Below are 15,633 nucleotides of genomic sequence, written 5' to 3' on the forward strand. Positions count from 1 at the left end.
TGAACACTATACCTCTAACTTATTTTTTAATCAATAGGAGAGACAAAATGAAATTCTGGGAAAATCCTAAATATCGGGAAAGTTATCCTGAATATCTTACAAAACAAGAAAAAGCCGACATTAAATCGGCTTTGCTACAACGGCTTACCAATGGCAAGACAAGTTTTGATCAATTCTTAATAGATATTAAGAATCTAGCTGATTACCCTGAAAAAGAGGTAAATTGATTTCATCATAATTGGTTTGTAATTCTGAAGAAAGTGCTTTGGCAAAATCAACAAACTCAATCGCGAGTTTCTGATGTGCACCTGCTGACGGGAAAGCCTCCAACTTACTCATAAGCAATTCTTTTAAAATCATTAAACCAATAGTATCAGCAATTTCTTTTTGCATAATCATTCCTTAAATTAAAGCGTGGCAACATTACCACGCTTTCTTTTTAATCCAATTTGTGAGGTAACACAATGATTAAAATTACCCTTGATGATACGCTGCCAAAACAGCAGTTAGAGCGTATCGCACGCACCTTAAAAAACCCACGTAAGCTCTATGGCGTGTTGGGTGAAACCTTGAAAAAAATTCACGCGGAACGCTTTAAAAAAGAAGTCGCCCCTGATGGCAAAAAGTGGCAAGCCCTTTCGCCGATTACCCGTCAAATTAAAGGCAATAATAAAATCTTAAAGCAAGATGGTTACCTGTCGCAGAAGACAGCTTACAATTATGATGATCATCATGTGGAATTTGGTAGCGATGCCAAATATGCCCGCCTACACCAATTTGGAGGCAAGATTGTGCCAAAAAAAGCAAAACGGCTACGCTTTGGCAAAAGCAAGATTTTTGCCAAAAAAGCGGATATTCCTGCCCGCCCTTGGTTAGGGATAAACAAACAAGATGAGCAAAGATTGCTAAAAAAAGCCACCGCACTTTTACAGCGACAAATTGAGCAAGGGTTATAGTATTTAAAATCGTGGTTTAAAACGTCCATAGCGAAGTTTTCTTTTTAAGTGGTATATTGCCTTACGTTAAATTTTTTGAACGCACTGTGAAAGTTTTGAACGGGGTTTGAACGACGTATAAAATACCATTTAGCCATTATTTCAAAATAACGCCATAATCGCGTGTTATGGCGTTTTTTATTTTTACCCTTATGCTGGGTCATCTTGTAAATTATCTCTTCTCTTTAAGCGGTCTTTAATGCCTCTTTAATCGCCTTTTGATTTAAGTGGAGTATTTTTTGGAATACCGCTGGGAAAATCACGCAAAAAAATCTTTAAAGGACTTTAAAATCTTTTTCGTCTCTCTTTCGTTACTCTATCGGTGTTTCAGCAAACAAGGACACCGATATGACCCTTATTGATATTTTTCGAGCAGGCTCTCGCCCTGACGCCAATGGCAATGTGGTGAACATTACCACGGAGTCGTTGCAACAGGCGATTGATGCCTATAACCCGCAATTCCACGAGTCCCCCGTGGTGATCGGACACCCTAAAGACAATCACCCTGCTTATGCGTGGGTGAAAGGCTTACAGCTCAACGGGGATACATTGCAAGCAGAACTGACCCAGATTGATCCTGATTTTGCCGAAATGGTACAGAATGGACGATTTAAAAAGGTGTCGGCATCTTTTTACTTACCTGATAGCCCGAACAACCCTGTTGCTGGCAAGTTGTATTTACGCCACGTGGGCTTTTTAGGTGCTGTACCACCTGCGGTAAAAGGCTTGCGTAATCCTGAATTTAATGAGGAAGAACAAGGCATCGTTGAGTTTAGCGATTGGGCGCAATCAAGCCTTTGGCGGCGACTACGGGATTGGGTGATTGGTAAGTATGGACAGGAGGAAGCAGATAAAGCCCTGCCTGATTATTTGGTGAGTTCGGTGCAAGAGGAAAGTATCCGTGAGGAGTATCGCCATACTGACGTCCTTGTTCCAGACTTTAATGAAAATAATGTGCAACCAGAAGGAGAACCCGCAATGAGTGCAGAAGAAAAAGCCGAGCTTGACCGCTTGCGTCAAGAAAATGAGCAGCTAAAAGCGACAAAAGCCAAAGCCGAAGCTGAAAAAGCCGAAGCAGAACTTAACTCAGCCAAAGCCGAGAATGCCAGTTTTGCCGAAGCCTTAATTTCGGAAGGCAAACTTGCCCCGAAAAATAAAGACAAGGTGGTGTCAATGCTCAATGCCATGACGGTGCAAGCCCAAGGTGGTGTCGTGGAATTTGAAGAGGGTGAAAGCCTTGTTCAGCAGTTTAAAGCCTATCTTAAAGACCAGCCTAAAGTGGTTGAGTTTTCAGAGGTAGCGACCAAAGACAAGGCCGCACAGCCTGCTGACGAGACGGTGGACTATGCCGAAGGCACAAGCCCAGCCAGCATTGATGCGGATAAACGCATTCGTGCTTATATGGGCGAGCACAATGTGGATTACACCACCGCATTTAATGCGTTATTTAACTAATTAACCAACAAGGAGCAATTTTTATGGCACTGGATTTATCAAAATTACGCGTACAAGACCCTGTACTCACCAATTTGGCTTATGGCTATCACAACAATGAACTGATTGGCGATAGCCTTATGCCTATCGTTGAAATCGACAAAGAAGCGGCAAAAATCCCGACATTTGGGCGTTTAGCCTTCCGTATTCCGACGACCACGCGAAGCCTACGCGGGGCATCTAACCGCTTAGAGCCTGAAGATTTGGGCGCGATTGATGTGGCACTGGAAGAACACGACGCAGAATATGCCATTGATTACCGCGAAAGCAATGAAGCCAGTTTTCCATTGCGTCAATACGCCCTAGGCGTTATCCAAGATGTGATTGCGTTAGACCGCGAAAAACAAATCGCCACCCTTGCGCAAAATGAGGCGAGCTATGACAGCACCAATAAAGTGGCATTATCTGGCACAAGTCAATTTAGTCACAAAGACTCCGACCCATTTGCCGTCTTTGACGCAGCAAAACGTGCGATTAAACGCACCATTGGGCATAAAGCCAATGTGTGCGTGATTGCAGGCGATGTGTGGGAGGTGCTGAAATCCCACCCGAAAGTGATTGAAAAAATTAAGTATGTGCAAAAAGGCGTGATTACGCCAGAAATTTTTGCGGGCTTAATTGATATTGACACCGTCAAAATTGGCGAGGCAGTTTATGAAGAAAGCGGTCAGTTAAAAGATATTTGGACTAAAACCGTGGTGTTGGCTTATGTGCCGAAAACCGCCGATAAGAAAGGCACGGTGTATCAGCCAAGTTTTGGCTATACCGTTCGCCGTCGTAAAGGATTATTTGTGGATACCTACCAAGAAAGCGGTGGCAAGTTAGAAGTGGTGCGTTGTACCGATATTTATAAACCGCATTTGGTGGGCAAGCCTGCGGGTTATTTAGTGAAAGACTGTATCGCGTAACCCCTTTAAACCGCATTTAAACGTCCTTTAAGTGCGGTTGAAAAATCCTAAATTTTGGAGAATGCAATGAACGAAAAATTACTTTACGCCGTGATTGGCGCAGTGGCTGTTTTGCATAACGGTAAACGTTATGAAGTGGGCGAAACCCTTGAACTCACGCAAGAAGAAGCACAAAACATCGCCTTGTATGTGGAACTTACCGAAAGCGGCAAAGTCAAGCTCGCCCAACAGCAACGCAATGCTGAGGAAGCACAACGTAAAGCTGAAGAAGCCAAAAACAACAAAGAAGCGACCACTAATACGGCGAATGCCAACACGGAAAATCAGGCATAAGGCGGCACAATGTACATTAATGCAGAGGATTTAAACGAGCTATTAAGTGAACGTGCCTTAATGGATCTTTCGAATGACAACAGCCGTGCCACAAGCATTAACTTTGCGGTGTTAGATAAGGCGTGTTTGTATGCCACGGAGATTGTCGATGGGTATTTGCGTTCGCGTTATGTTCTGCCGCTGCATCAAGTGCCAACCCTTGTGCGTAATCTCTGTTTGCAACTGGCACGCTATTGGCTGTATTCACGCCGTCCTGATGGCAAAGGTTTTCCTGACCAAGTCAAAGACAGTTATGCCCAAGCGCTGAAAGATTTGGAGCGTATCCAATCAGGCAAATTGCATTTAGGGCTGACCGAGCTTGTCGATACGATGGACGACAATGTGCCTGCTGTACCGCGTTTTGTGGCACGAGCACCTGAAAAAGTGGATTTATCGGGGTATTAAAATGTCTGCCACCTTGCCGATTTTAACGAGCGTCCAAGAACGCTTACTTGAGCGAATAGATCGCTTTAGCATTGAGCTTTTCCCCGATGATTTGGCGAATTACTACGTTAAAGACGAATACGGGGTCATCTTAGTGCAATACGCAGGCTCGAAGTTTGAAACCCAAGGTAGCACCGACCTTGTACATCAACGCCGTGATGTGCATCTTGCTTTAACCATTATTGCCCGTAGTCAGCACGATGATAGCGGGGCATTAGAGGTGCTGGATAAGGTTCGCTTGGCGATTGTGGGCTTTCGCCCCACTAATTGCGAACCTTGTGTATTAATTAGCGAAGAGTTCGCGGGTGAAGACGAAGGGCTTTGGCAATATCAACTGATTGTGCAAACCAGCACGTGGCAGGTGGAACAACGCGACCTGCAAAATTCACACAAATTTACCACCGCACTTTTACGCCGTGCGGATCAACATTAAGGAGAAAAATATGGCTTTTCACCACGGAACTGAAACCAAACGTGAAACAGGCGGATCTGTTCCCGTTCAAACCGTTGATGGGGCGATTATTGGCATTGTCGGCACAGCCCCAATGGGAGCGGTAAACCAGCTTACGCTGTGCCAAACGAAGAAAGATTTTGCCCAATTTGGCACGCTTACAGGTAAAGGCTTCACCCTCCCTGATGCCTTTGAGATTTTAAGCCGTTATGCCAGTGGGCAGGTTTATGTGGTCAATGTGTTAGACCCCACTCGTCATAAAACCCAAGTCAATGATGAGGTATTAACCCAAGACCCAAACACCTTAATTGCCGTAACGGAAAAAGCGGCATTGCTCACCTTAACGGTGAAAGCAAACAATGTGGCTCTCACTGAGGGGACAGACTACACGGTCAATATGCAAACAGGGGAAATCTGCTTTAAAGCCAGCAAAACCAGCCTCACTGTGACCTATACCTATGCTGACCCAAGTAAGGTTACGGAAGAAGATATTAAAGGCGGCGTGGAAAGTAGTACGGGGCAACGCAAAGGCTTTGAGTTATTGCGTGATGGCTTTAATAAATTTGGGGCAGATGCCAAGGTGTTGATTTGCCCTGAGTTTGATAAAACGGCGACTTGTGCTGCCGCCCTTCAAGTGCTGGCGGAGCAACTAAAAGCGGTTGCCTATGTGCAATTGCCAAAAGGAACAACCCTTTCTAAAGCCATTGAAGCACGAGGTCCACTGGGTAACCTTAATGCCAAAGCCAGCTCAGAACGAGTACGCCATTTTTACCCTTATGTCACAGGAATGAGTGGTGGGCTTGAAAGTCTTGCCACGCACGCGGCGGGGCTGCGAATGAAAACCGATGTGGAACAGGGTTATTGGTTTAGTACCTCTAACCGCGAACTGTTGGGCGTGATTGGTATGGAAGTGCCATTAACGGCGCGTATTGATGACTTACAAAGTGAAACCAATCGCTTAAATGCCGTGGGGATTACCACGATTTTTAATAGCTTTGGCACAGGGTTTAGATTATGGGGCAACCGCTCAAGCTGTTTCCCAACGGTTACCCATATCATCAACTTTGAGACCGCCTTGCGTACAGGGGATTTAATTGATGAAAGCATTCGCCGTGCCGAGTTGCAATATATCGACCGTCCGATTGATGATGCGTTAATTGACAGCCTATTGGAAACCATTCGCACCTACTTAGGAACGCAAAAAAGCCTCGTAGGTTTTGAAGTGGGGCTCGATTACGACTACGACTTGGCAGATGCTTTTAGTCAAGGGCAGATCCCCTTGACCTATGATTACACACCAAAACTGCCAGCTGAACGCATTAGCAATCGCTCAGTGATGACGCGTAAATATTTGGTGAATTTGGTTGGTCAAAAATAATTAAGGAGCAAGAATGAGTACAGCAATTAATCAAATCGTCAATGCCAATGTGTATTTCAACGGTAACTCTTTGCTAGGTAAAGCCAAAGAAATTAAGGTTGCCGATATTGAGTTTGAACAAATTGAGCATAAAGGGCTTGGTTTAGTGGCAACCATTAAACTGCCAGCGGGTTTAAATGCCCTAGAGGGTGAAATAACTTGGGATAGTTTCTACCCTGAAGTTCGTGTACAAAATACTAACCCATTTAAACACCAGCAATTAATGATCCGCTCTAATTTGCAAGTATTTAACGCAATGGGCTTGGCAGAAGAAGCCCCATTAGTTACGGTAATGAATGTGCAGTTTAGTAAAACCGCAGGCGGAAGTTTTAAACCTAAAGAGGCGGTTGAGCTGCAAGATAGTTTCCAAATCTACAGCATTAAGCAGACCTTAGAGGGGAAAGAATTGCTCTACGTGGATACCTTTGCCAACATCTACCGTGTAAACGGACAAGATGTGTTGCAAAAATACCGCACGAACATCGGGCAATAAAAAGTCTTTAAACCACTTTAAAATCAATTTAAAGGCGATTTAAGTAAACTCCTTGGCGAAGTTAAACAAAACCAACCAAGGAGTTTTTTTATGTCTAAACAAACTGAACAACCAAGTAACCGTATCAAATTATCTCGCCCAATTACATTAGGCTCAGGAGATCTTTTAGAAGAGGTAACCGTACGCCGTGTTACAGCAGGTGATCATCGTAAAGCAGCTGCACGCTGTAAAAATGATCCTGTTGCTACGGAATATGCTGTGATGGCAATGGTAAGTGGTTTACAGCAAGAAGATTTTGATGCGTTAGATTGGGAGGACGTGCAACTTATTCGTGGCTTTCTGTTCGATTCAGCAAGTTGATATTGATGAACTTTATACACTCTATGCGGATTTAGCGTGGTGGTATGGCTGGACGCAATCTGATATTGATGCCCTCACAATGGAGGAGCTTGATTGCTGGCTTACACAGGCTAATAGACAAGTAAAAGCGGGCTATATGCGAGTATAGCCCCAGTTAATGAAAAAGCCAATAAGTAGGGCTGGGATAGGCATTATTACTGCGACAGCGACTGAGTAAAGTAATGCGATAAACACCCAAAAGAAGAGGTAGAAAATCGCAATAAAACCGATTTCAGCAAATCCAGTGGCCGCTGCAAATTGTGTAGCAGGGAAAATATCTATCGCAGCCCAAACCCCAGCCACAATAAATGAGCAAACCATAATAGCTTTGGCAATGGTCAATGTTCTCTCTGAATATATCTCTTGCTTCATGCTCCCTCCTAGTCTTATTAGCTAACTTTACCGTGAGAAAGAAAAAATGGCAACAAATGAATTAATGATCGGCTTAGTGATTGGCGCAACGCTTAAAGGTGTGGGTGCCGCATTTACCACAGTCACTAAGCTATCCTCTCGCCTATCTAGCCAAATTGAAAAGGCTACAGCACAGCAAGACCGTTTCGGGCGTGAATTACAACGAATGAACTATCCTGCCAAAAACCTTGATGCGATAGCAAAGCGCTATAAGCAGTTAGATAGTGCGATTAGCCGAGCTGAAAAAAGTCAGCAACGCCTCAATGGTGCAATGGCACTTTCTGAACGATGGGGTAACGCTAAAAAACGTATGCAAGGTCAATTAATGGAGACCGCTGCTCACGGCTATGCGGTAGGTCGCCCATTAATGACATCAATTCGGACTTATATGGATCAGGAGGATGCCGCTAATGACCTAAAAATTACGATGATGAAAGCTGATGGTTCGTTCGGGAAATTTAAAGAAATCGGCAAAATTGCCGATGATTTAGGACGTGATTTACCTGGCACAAAAAAAGATTTTTATAACCTTGCTCGCGCCTTAAAAATGCAAGGGGTAAGCGATGACATCCTTATCGGTGGAGGATTGCAAACAGCGGCAAAACTCAATGTACTTTTAGGTATGGATCAATTTGAGGGAGGCGAGTTTCTTGCAAAACTGATGGAGGGACACGGGCTTTCCGATGCGGAATTGAAATCCTCCGCGGATAACCTACAGCGTGCAATGTTTGCTGGTGGTATGAACAAAGAGCAAATGTATGGGGCTATGACTTACTATGCGGCTAATGTGCGCTCTATGAAACTCACTGGGGAAGAAAATGCCAAGAAAATTTTTGCTATCCAAGGATTGGCGGCGCAACAATGGTTAGAAGGCACCTCTTTTGGTACAAACTTTTCCACGATGCTTGACCGCATGAATAAAGGCCCGAAGATGATCGCTGAAGCCAAAAAAGGCATGAAAGCCGAAGCACGCGATATTTTGGAAAGCTCAGGCGTTGAATTTAATTTCTGGGACAAAAAGGGCAATTTTAAAGGTATTGATGGCATGATGAGCGAGCTAGAAAAGCTCGACATTATTCGACAGAAGTATGGTGATGAAGGTGCGGGTCTTGTAGCCGATGCGCTCTTTGGCACTGAAGGGAAACGTGTGGCCCTATTACTTGCACAAAAAGGTAAGCAGGGACTGGAAGAGTTTTTGCAGAAAATGCGCGAACAAGCCAGCCTTGAGGAACGTATCGCCCAAAAAACACGCACCCTAAGCGCAGCGATGGAAGCCCTAGGTGGCGTATGGGAAAGTGCGGTAGGAACAATAGGCTCGGCGTTTGCAGATGACTTAAAAGAGATAGCCAAAGCAGGCCAGCATTTTATTGAAGATACATTAACACCGTGGATTAGCGAAAATAAAGGGCTAATTAGAACTTTCGTGGGTTTTGTCGGTGGACTATTAGCGATGAAACTTAGCTTTCTAGGCGTGGGTTATGGGCTCAATTTGCTTTTTAGTCCTTTTGTAAGGCTTTATGTTGGTGCAACAAAGTTAAATGGTGCATTTAATGCGATACGTTTAGCGCGTCTAACAGGGGATTTCTCTAAACTAAGCCTGAAATTGCGTCTTTTAAATCGAGCGTTTAGTTTCGTCAGCGGAGGAAGTTGGCGACTGGCTAAAGGGTTATCTGGTGGCATATTCGGGGCGACAAAACGCGTCGCGTCAGCGTTTATCTCTGCGAATAAGTGGGGATTTAAACTTGGTATGACGTTAGCAGGTAAGCTATTTGGTGGCTTACAACTTGTGGGTAAAGGCATTTTATTTATTGGTCGTGCCTTAGGTCTAAATCCTATTGGTATAGCCGTTATGGCTATCGCAGGTGCGGCGTTCTTAATTTATCAATATTGGGAGCCGATTAAAACATTCTTTTCAGATATGTGGGAAAACGTGAAAGGCTTCTTTAATTCAGGGATTGGGAATATCACCGCAACTATCCTTGATTGGTCGCCAATCGGATTATTTTATAAAGCCTTTGCAGCGGTATTGAGCTGGTTTGGTGTAGAGTTGCCAAGTAGCTTCAGTGAGTTTGGTAAGGGTATGATCAATAAACTTGGCGAGGGGATTGGCAAAGCCTTTGAGGGGGTGAAAAGCTTTATTAATGGCACCGTCAACTGGATTAAAGGCAAGCTTGGTTTCGCCACTGAAGCTGAACAAACTATTGCAACCAAGCAAGCCAATATTGCTCAATCTGCCATAGGCACAGGCGAAATGGCAACGCGTGGCACGCAACTTGCCCTTGAAAATGCAAAAAAACGAGGTTTTTCTACGGGTGGTTACACAGGCGATGGTGGCAAACACGAAGTGGCTGGCGTGGTGCATAAAGGCGAATATGTCCTGAATAAAGAAATCACCTCGCGTCTTGGCGTGGCTAATATCCAACGTTTAGCCAATATTGCAATGGTTGCTGGGCAATCTGCCTTTGCGGCAGTAAGCCCCTTAGAGCCTGTGATGACGGAGGTAAAACAGCCTAAAAGTACTATTGCAGCAAACACCGTAACAAGCGGACAAAAAGAGGCAAAAAAACAACCGCACTTAACGCCAAAAACAAAAACAGGTGTGAAGAAAAAATCACATCAAGCAGGCGTACAGCAAGCCCTATCGCAACGTGCAAAAGAAAAAGCTGAGCCAATGCAACATAAATCACCTATTGTGGTGCATTTTAGCCCTGTGATCAATGTTAATGGTAACCAAGAGAAAACGGATATTTTGGCGGATATTACCCAAGCCATGCAACGTGGTAACCGTGAGCTTGAGCACGTTGTTGAACGTATTTTTGACCAGATAATTGACCAGCGTGGGCGTAGAGCTTATTAGGAGGAAAGATGTATTGTTTACTTGGTGACATTGTTTTTGAACCTATTGATTTAACAGAATTTTCCGAAACTCAGCAAGCCAGTTTTGCTGAACATGCTGTAATGCGTGGTAAACCCAGACTACAAGCCACAGGTGATGGACTAACTACATTACAGTTTGCAGCAAGATTACACCACCAACTCGGTAACGTGGAAAGTCGCTGGCGTGCGTTAAGTGCAGCAAAATCTACACAAAAACCATTGGCTTTAGTATGGGGGCGTAATGGGCTTAAAGGTAATTATGTGATCACTAATCTAAGCTCAACTACGCTCTTTACTGATGATAAAGGTAATGTGTTGTGCCGAGAGATTAACGTTAGTCTTACCGAATATATAGGTAAATTAGAGGCGACATTACAAGGAGCAGCATTACAGTTAGGTAATAATCGCATTTTAGGCTCAATTTTGCCTAAAAATCTTACGAATGCACTAAGTGAAATAAAAAGTCTAGTCAATAAAGGGGTACAGCTTTATCAAGCAGGTAAGCGTGCTGTTGATGATGTGAAAAATATCGTGGCGGTGATGCGGCAGTTAAAAACAGATCCTCTATCAGCTCTCAATCACTTACCTCAAGCCTTATCTGGTCTAGATCAATCTTTAGGGGCATTTAGTGATCTTGTTGGTATGCGTTCAGTTTTGGATAGTGTGTCACCTTATTTGAATGCTGTAGGAGAATTTGTGCAGTCAGGGCAAGCTATTTACGATACGCTATCATTTGCTAAAACGAGCTTTGAACAATTGGATATCGCTGATTGGGATAAAGGATTTGCGATTGCTGATAATGCTTTAAATGAAGTGATTGAACATATTGATAACCTCGCCACAACTACTGCCGAAATGACAGCTTGGGTGGTATTACGCAATGATGAGGAAGAAAATAATGAGAACCGTGATTAAGCATACTGTGAAACTGGGTGAGCGTTGGGACAACCTTGCCTACTATTACTATGGTGATCCTTTAGCCTATAGTCGTATTATTGATGCCAATCAGCAACTCAGTTTTTACGAAGTGTTGCCAATGGGGGTGACGGTTTATATCCCTGTCTTACAAGTACAACCCACCAATAATGAACAGATGCCACCTTGGCTAAGGGGAAACAATGACTAATGTCGCTCAATATGATTTTTCGCTGTTTTATGAAAAAACTAATATTTCCGCCGAAATTGAACCGCACTTAATTGAACTGAGCTATACCGATTATCTAGAAGGGCAAAGTGATGAATTAAGCGTAACCTTTGAAGATATCCAAGGAAAATGGATACGCCAGTGGTTTCCAACTCAAGGAGATAAATTAATTGCAGCGATTGGTTATAAAGGCTCGCCGTTAGTAGAAATTGGCGGCTTTGAAATTGATGAGGTGGAATATGCAGCCCGCCCTTCAACTATTACGCTACGGGCTTTAAGTAGCGGTATCAGCAAAAATTACCGCACTTTAAAACCCAAAGCCTATGAAAACACTACCCTTGCACAGATTGTGGCACAAGTAGCAGGACATTTAAAACTTAAGGTGGTAGGAACTATTAAGCCTATTCCGATTAAACGGGTTACTCAGTACCAAGAACGTGATGTGGAGTTTTTATCACGTCTTGCCCGTGAATATCATCACAGTTTTAAGATTGTAGGTGAACAATTAGTCTTTACCCATAAAGACGAATTAGGACAAAGTAATCCTGTCGCAGTCCTTGATGAGCAAGATGTCATCAGCCTACGATTGCGTGATCGCATTAAAGACACCGCCAGAGCAGTAGAGGTTAAGGGCTTTGACGCCAATGGTAAAAAGGTAAGGGGCTGTCCTAGATAACTAGACTAAACTCCCTTTAACCAATTGTTTTAAAATAGAAATTTGACTTTTTATGTTGCTGTAATTAAAACGCCATTCACATTCCTTTAAATAAAGCTCAAAATGCGCTTTTGGGATACCATTAAATTTTCGTAAATGGCGTTTTGCTTGGCTCCAAAAATTCTCAATTCCGTTAATGTGGTTATGATTTTCAGCAAAATGTGTGCTGTGATTGATACGAAAATGACTAAATTCACTCACATCAAGCACGTCATAACTACGATAATTATCGGTGTAAACAATACTATCAGGCTTTACCTGCTCCCGAATAATGGGTAACAAGGTGGCAGATTGCGTATTTGGAACCGCAACGGTATAAACCTTGCCATTGCGCTTGAGAAGCCCGAATACCGCAATTTTCCCTGCCGCACCACGACCACGTTTGCCTTTGCGAGCACCGCCAAAATAACTTTCATCGGCTTCAATTTCACCTTCAAACATCTCTAAGTGAAGGCTGTTTTGATAGATGAGTTGGCGTAAACGATGAAAGTAATATGCGGCAGTCGTTTTGTTTACATTGACTAACTCTGCTGCTGTCCTTGCAGTAACACCTGCAACAAATAGCTCAATGAGTTTATTTTGTTTGTGCTGACTTAGACGACTTTTTCTCATTGGTTCATTCTAACCTAAATAGATTTTTTAGTTGTTATCTAGGACAGCCCCTTGTTTTTTACAAAAAGGTAAATTTTAATAAGAATGAGGATCAGTTTAAAAAAATCTAGTCATTTACTCTTTTTTTTGTCATTTCCCAAAAATCATACAATCCTTACGAACAATTTTTTATTTTCTTTGTCTTAGGCAAAACAACAAACATACTTTCAGTAATGAAAGAAAATAGAGATAGGTCCCTTTAAAAATTGAGATCTGTTCTTATTTTAAAATGACACTTAGTAACGAAATGGAGAAATGAAGTGAAAAGAAAACATTTTTTATTAACCAGTATCGCTCTTGGCTTAACTATACTTGGCACTTCGGTGAACGCAACCGCGACATTCCCCCCACCAAGTACGCTTTCTGGCACGCCAACTTTAGCACCAATGCTGGAGCAAGTTCTACCTAGCGTCGTATCTATTGCAGTGGAAGGAAAACAAAAATCACGCTTCCAAAATGATGATCTTCCTGAAGAATTCAAATTTTTCTTCGGACCAGATATTTTTAAGAACAACGCTCCACGTAATTTCAAAGGGCTTGGCTCTGGTGTGATTATCAATGCTGAAAAAGGTTATGTACTGACTAATAATCATGTTATTGACGAGGCTGACAAAATTACTGTCAAACTGCAGGATGGCCGTGAATTTAAAGCCAAATTAGTAGGTGCAGATGAACTTTCTGATATTGCCTTAATTCAGCTAGAAGATCCGAAAAATCTTACTGAAATTAAGATCGCTGATTCAGATAAACTACGAGTAGGTGATTACACCGTCGCTGTTGGGAATCCCTTTGGTTTAGGTCAAACTGTTACCTCTGGTATCGTTTCCGCATTAGGACGTTCTACAGGTTCAGAAAAAGGTAGCTATGAAAACTATATTCAAACTGATGCTGCGGTAAACCAAGGTAATTCAGGAGGGCCATTATTGAATCTTAATGGTGAATTGATTGGAATCAATACAGCAATTATTTCACCAAGTGGTGGTAATGCGGGGATCGCTTTTGCTATTCCAAGCAATATGGCAAATAGTTTAGCTAAGCAGATTCTCGAATTTGGTGAAGTCCGACGCGGATTATTGGGGATAAAGGGAACTGAGCTGAATGCTGATTTAGCCAAAGCCCTTAAGATCGATGCTCAACAGGGTGCATTTGTGAGTGAGGTTTTACCCGATTCCGCTGCAGAAAAAGCAGAATTACGAGCCGGAGATGTGATTACTGCCATTAACGGACAAAAACTTTCCAGTTTCTCTGAATTGCGAGCTAAAATTGCAACTACGGGAGCAGGTCAAAAAGTAAAATTAACTTATTTGCGTGATGGTAAGTCTAACACTACCTCTGTTATCTTACAGCAAGATGAACAAGCTAATACCACTATCAACAATTTACTCCCTGCTTTAGAGGGTATTGAATTAAGTAACTACAATGTTAAAGGAAAAAAAGGGGTTGAAATTAGTAAAATCAAAGAAAAATCCTTGGCTCAGCGTTTAGGTTTAAAAGAGGGAGATGTGATCATTGGCGTGAACCGTACGCCAATTGAAAATTTAGAGCAACTGCGTAAAGCTCTGAAAGACACAAGTTCAACTATCGCTTTAAATGTTTTAAGAGGAAAAAATAATTTCTATTTATTAATACAATAAGTTGTTATTGTCCAACATAGGCTTGATCATAAAAAATCAAGCCTTTATTATTTCTATGTAAATTGACTTTTTCTCTTTAGGTCTATATTTTATACGAGAATTTTCTTTAAAATAACAGGAGCTATATTATGCAATCTCGTCTAATTATGGAAAACACCCGACAAGACTCGGTTTTAGCCTCTAATAAAGTCTTACGCAATACTTATTTTTTGCTAGCTTTAACGCTTAGTTTTTCTGCTTTGGTTGCCTATATTGCAATGTATTTGGATGTTGCTCCATTGCATGTAGGCGTTTTATTAATTGGTTTCTATGGTTTACTATTTCTTAATAGTGCGTTAGAAAATAGTGCGTGGGGCATCCTATCTACCTTTGCGTTAACTGGTTTTATGGGGTATTCTTTAGGTCCAATTTTGAATATGTATGTTGGAGCAGGTCTAGGTGATTTGATCATCATTGCCTTTACTGGCACAGCTGCAGTGTTTTTTGCTTGTTCTTTCTATGTGTTGAGTACAAAAAAAGATATGTCTTTCCTTTCTGGTCTCATATTCACGTTATTTATTGTACTCCTAGTAGGAATGGTTGCTAGCTTCTTCTTAAAAACATCTGCATTACACGTTGCATTGAGTTCGCTCTTTATTGTATTTTCCAGTATGGGAATTTTATACCAAACGAGTAGCATTATTCATGGTGGAGAAACGAATTATATTAGAGCAACTGTTAGTCTTTATGTTTCTATTTATAATATATTTGTAAGTCTATTAAACTTACTTGGTATTCTACGTAATGATTAGATAAATATCATAGGTTAAACGCCCTTTTAAGGGCGTTTGTATGTTATTTAGGGAGAAATAATGACACTTCAAATAAATGGGCAGCTGATCGAAACAGATAATGAAGGGTATCTACTAAATATTGAACAATGGAACTCTGATGTTGCCTTAGCCATTGCCAAACAAGAAAAAATTGAACTCTCTGAAGCACACTGGGAAATTATTTATTTTGTACGTAATTTCTATGAAGATTATCACACATCTCCCTCTATCCGAATGTTAGTGAAAGCTGTTTCCCAAAAATTTGGTGAAGATAAAGGAAATAGTAGATATCTACAACGCTTATTTCCTGAAGGGCCAGCTAAACAAGCAACAAAGCTTGCGGGATTACCTAAACCAGCAAAATGTTTATGACACCATTTTATAATTATTTTTATTTACAAGTTAATTATTCCCTT

At 42.0% G+C, this 15,633-nt stretch carries 20 protein-coding genes and 1 pseudogene; 18 read left to right on the forward strand and 3 right to left on the reverse strand.

The genetic code is table 11. From position 1 onward, the window contains the following. Positions 1-47 precede the first annotated feature (47 nt). On the forward strand, positions 48-227 hold the full coding sequence (locus tag DXZ23_RS06135) for a hypothetical protein (RefSeq protein WP_026138637.1): 180 nt from the start codon (positions 48-50) through the stop codon (positions 225-227). On the opposite strand, the gene DXZ23_RS06140 is transcribed toward DXZ23_RS06135, so the two are convergent. Beyond that, positions 187-393, reverse strand: coding sequence for a hypothetical protein (locus DXZ23_RS06140; RefSeq protein ID WP_103846668.1), 207 nt, complete (start codon positions 391-393; stop codon positions 187-189). The two genes, DXZ23_RS06135 and DXZ23_RS06140, sit on opposite strands and share 41 nt — an antisense overlap. Before the next feature lie 71 nt (positions 394-464). Here DXZ23_RS06140 and DXZ23_RS06145 point away from each other — a divergent pair, with 71 nt between their 5' ends. The 10 genes from DXZ23_RS06145 (at position 465) to DXZ23_RS06190 (ending at position 7,082) form a co-directional block, all read left to right on the forward strand. Then, positions 465-956, forward strand: coding sequence for a phage virion morphogenesis protein (locus DXZ23_RS06145; RefSeq protein ID WP_103846667.1), 492 nt, complete (start codon positions 465-467; stop codon positions 954-956). A gap of 387 nt (positions 957-1,343) precedes the next feature. After that, positions 1,344-2,450, forward strand: a complete 1,107-nt coding sequence (locus DXZ23_RS06150) for a hypothetical protein (RefSeq protein ID WP_017805320.1) — start codon at positions 1,344-1,346, stop codon at positions 2,448-2,450. Positions 2,451-2,473: 23 nt separating this feature from the next. Then, on the forward strand, positions 2,474-3,397 hold the full coding sequence (locus DXZ23_RS06155) for a major capsid protein (protein ID WP_017805319.1): 924 nt from the start codon (positions 2,474-2,476) through the stop codon (positions 3,395-3,397). Between the two features lie 66 nt (positions 3,398-3,463). Beyond that, positions 3,464-3,730 (forward strand): DUF7210 family protein, encoded by a 267-nt coding sequence (locus DXZ23_RS06160; protein ID WP_017805318.1) that lies wholly within the window; start codon positions 3,464-3,466, stop codon positions 3,728-3,730. Between the two features lie 9 nt (positions 3,731-3,739). Next, positions 3,740-4,174 (forward strand): gp436 family protein, encoded by a 435-nt coding sequence (locus tag DXZ23_RS06165; RefSeq protein WP_017805317.1) that lies wholly within the window; start codon positions 3,740-3,742, stop codon positions 4,172-4,174. A 1-nt stretch (position 4,175) separates the two neighbouring features. Then, positions 4,176-4,646, forward strand: a complete 471-nt coding sequence (locus DXZ23_RS06170; RefSeq protein WP_035695585.1) for a Gp37 family protein — start codon at positions 4,176-4,178, stop codon at positions 4,644-4,646. A gap of 10 nt (positions 4,647-4,656) precedes the next feature. Beyond that, on the forward strand, positions 4,657-6,042 hold the full coding sequence (locus DXZ23_RS06175; RefSeq protein ID WP_017807371.1) for a phage tail sheath family protein: 1,386 nt from the start codon (positions 4,657-4,659) through the stop codon (positions 6,040-6,042). 13 nt (positions 6,043-6,055) lie between these two features. Then, complete coding sequence (locus DXZ23_RS06180; protein ID WP_017807372.1) at positions 6,056-6,574, forward strand: phage major tail tube protein; 519 nt, start codon at positions 6,056-6,058, stop codon at positions 6,572-6,574. A gap of 90 nt (positions 6,575-6,664) precedes the next feature. After that, positions 6,665-6,934, forward strand: coding sequence for a phage tail assembly protein (locus DXZ23_RS06185; RefSeq protein ID WP_017807373.1), 270 nt, complete (start codon positions 6,665-6,667; stop codon positions 6,932-6,934). After that, positions 6,906-7,082, forward strand: a complete 177-nt coding sequence (locus DXZ23_RS06190) for a GpE family phage tail protein (protein WP_238544447.1) — start codon at positions 6,906-6,908, stop codon at positions 7,080-7,082. The genes DXZ23_RS06185 and DXZ23_RS06190 overlap by 29 nt, the downstream gene beginning before the upstream one ends. Here DXZ23_RS06190 and DXZ23_RS06195 read toward each other — a convergent pair. Further along, positions 7,067-7,345: a hypothetical protein gene (locus tag DXZ23_RS06195; protein ID WP_017807374.1), complete on the reverse strand. Its 279-nt coding sequence runs from the start codon at positions 7,343-7,345 to the stop codon at positions 7,067-7,069. The two genes, DXZ23_RS06190 and DXZ23_RS06195, sit on opposite strands and share 16 nt — an antisense overlap. 46 nt (positions 7,346-7,391) lie before the next feature. Here DXZ23_RS06195 and DXZ23_RS06200 point away from each other — a divergent pair, with 46 nt between their 5' ends. From DXZ23_RS06200 to DXZ23_RS06215, 4 genes and pseudogenes are all read left to right on the forward strand, one after another. Next, positions 7,392-10,241 carry a phage tail tape measure protein gene (locus tag DXZ23_RS06200; RefSeq protein WP_114995477.1) on the forward strand — a complete coding sequence of 950 codons (2,850 nt, stop codon included), beginning with the start codon at positions 7,392-7,394 and terminating at the stop codon, positions 10,239-10,241. 8 nt (positions 10,242-10,249) lie between these two features. After that, positions 10,250-11,176 carry a phage tail protein gene (locus tag DXZ23_RS06205; RefSeq protein WP_017807376.1) on the forward strand — a complete coding sequence of 309 codons (927 nt, stop codon included), beginning with the start codon at positions 10,250-10,252 and terminating at the stop codon, positions 11,174-11,176. Next, positions 11,160-11,387: a tail protein X gene (locus DXZ23_RS06210; protein WP_017807377.1), complete on the forward strand. Its 228-nt coding sequence runs from the start codon at positions 11,160-11,162 to the stop codon at positions 11,385-11,387. Before DXZ23_RS06205 ends, DXZ23_RS06210 begins: the two co-directional genes overlap by 17 nt. Next, positions 11,380-12,063 (forward strand): annotated as a pseudogene (locus DXZ23_RS06215) (phage late control D family protein); the annotation flags it as partial. The gene DXZ23_RS06210 and the pseudogene DXZ23_RS06215, both read left to right, overlap by 8 nt. Before the next feature lie 18 nt (positions 12,064-12,081). On the opposite strand, the gene DXZ23_RS06220 reads toward DXZ23_RS06215, so the two are convergent. Further along, the gene (locus tag DXZ23_RS06220; RefSeq protein WP_017805306.1) at positions 12,082-12,732 is read right to left on the reverse strand and encodes an IS1595-like element ISHpa1 family transposase; all 651 of its coding nucleotides are present in this window, start codon (positions 12,730-12,732) and stop codon (positions 12,082-12,084) included. 299 nt (positions 12,733-13,031) lie between these two features. On the opposite strand from DXZ23_RS06220, the gene DXZ23_RS06225 reads away from it, so the two are divergent. From DXZ23_RS06225 to DXZ23_RS06235, 3 genes are all read left to right on the forward strand, one after another. After that, positions 13,032-14,405 carry a Do family serine endopeptidase gene (locus DXZ23_RS06225; protein ID WP_017807379.1) on the forward strand — a complete coding sequence of 458 codons (1,374 nt, stop codon included), beginning with the start codon at positions 13,032-13,034 and terminating at the stop codon, positions 14,403-14,405. Between the two features lie 128 nt (positions 14,406-14,533). Further along, positions 14,534-15,196, forward strand: coding sequence for a Bax inhibitor-1/YccA family protein (locus DXZ23_RS06230; protein ID WP_017807380.1), 663 nt, complete (start codon positions 14,534-14,536; stop codon positions 15,194-15,196). Between the two features lie 60 nt (positions 15,197-15,256). Further along, the gene (locus DXZ23_RS06235) at positions 15,257-15,589 is read left to right on the forward strand and encodes a TusE/DsrC/DsvC family sulfur relay protein (RefSeq protein ID WP_017807381.1); all 333 of its coding nucleotides are present in this window, start codon (positions 15,257-15,259) and stop codon (positions 15,587-15,589) included. Positions 15,590-15,633: the final 44 nt, after the last annotated feature.

This window comes from Avibacterium paragallinarum, from assembly GCF_900450705.1.
Taxonomy (GTDB): Bacteria; Pseudomonadota; Gammaproteobacteria; order Enterobacterales; family Pasteurellaceae; genus Avibacterium; species Avibacterium paragallinarum.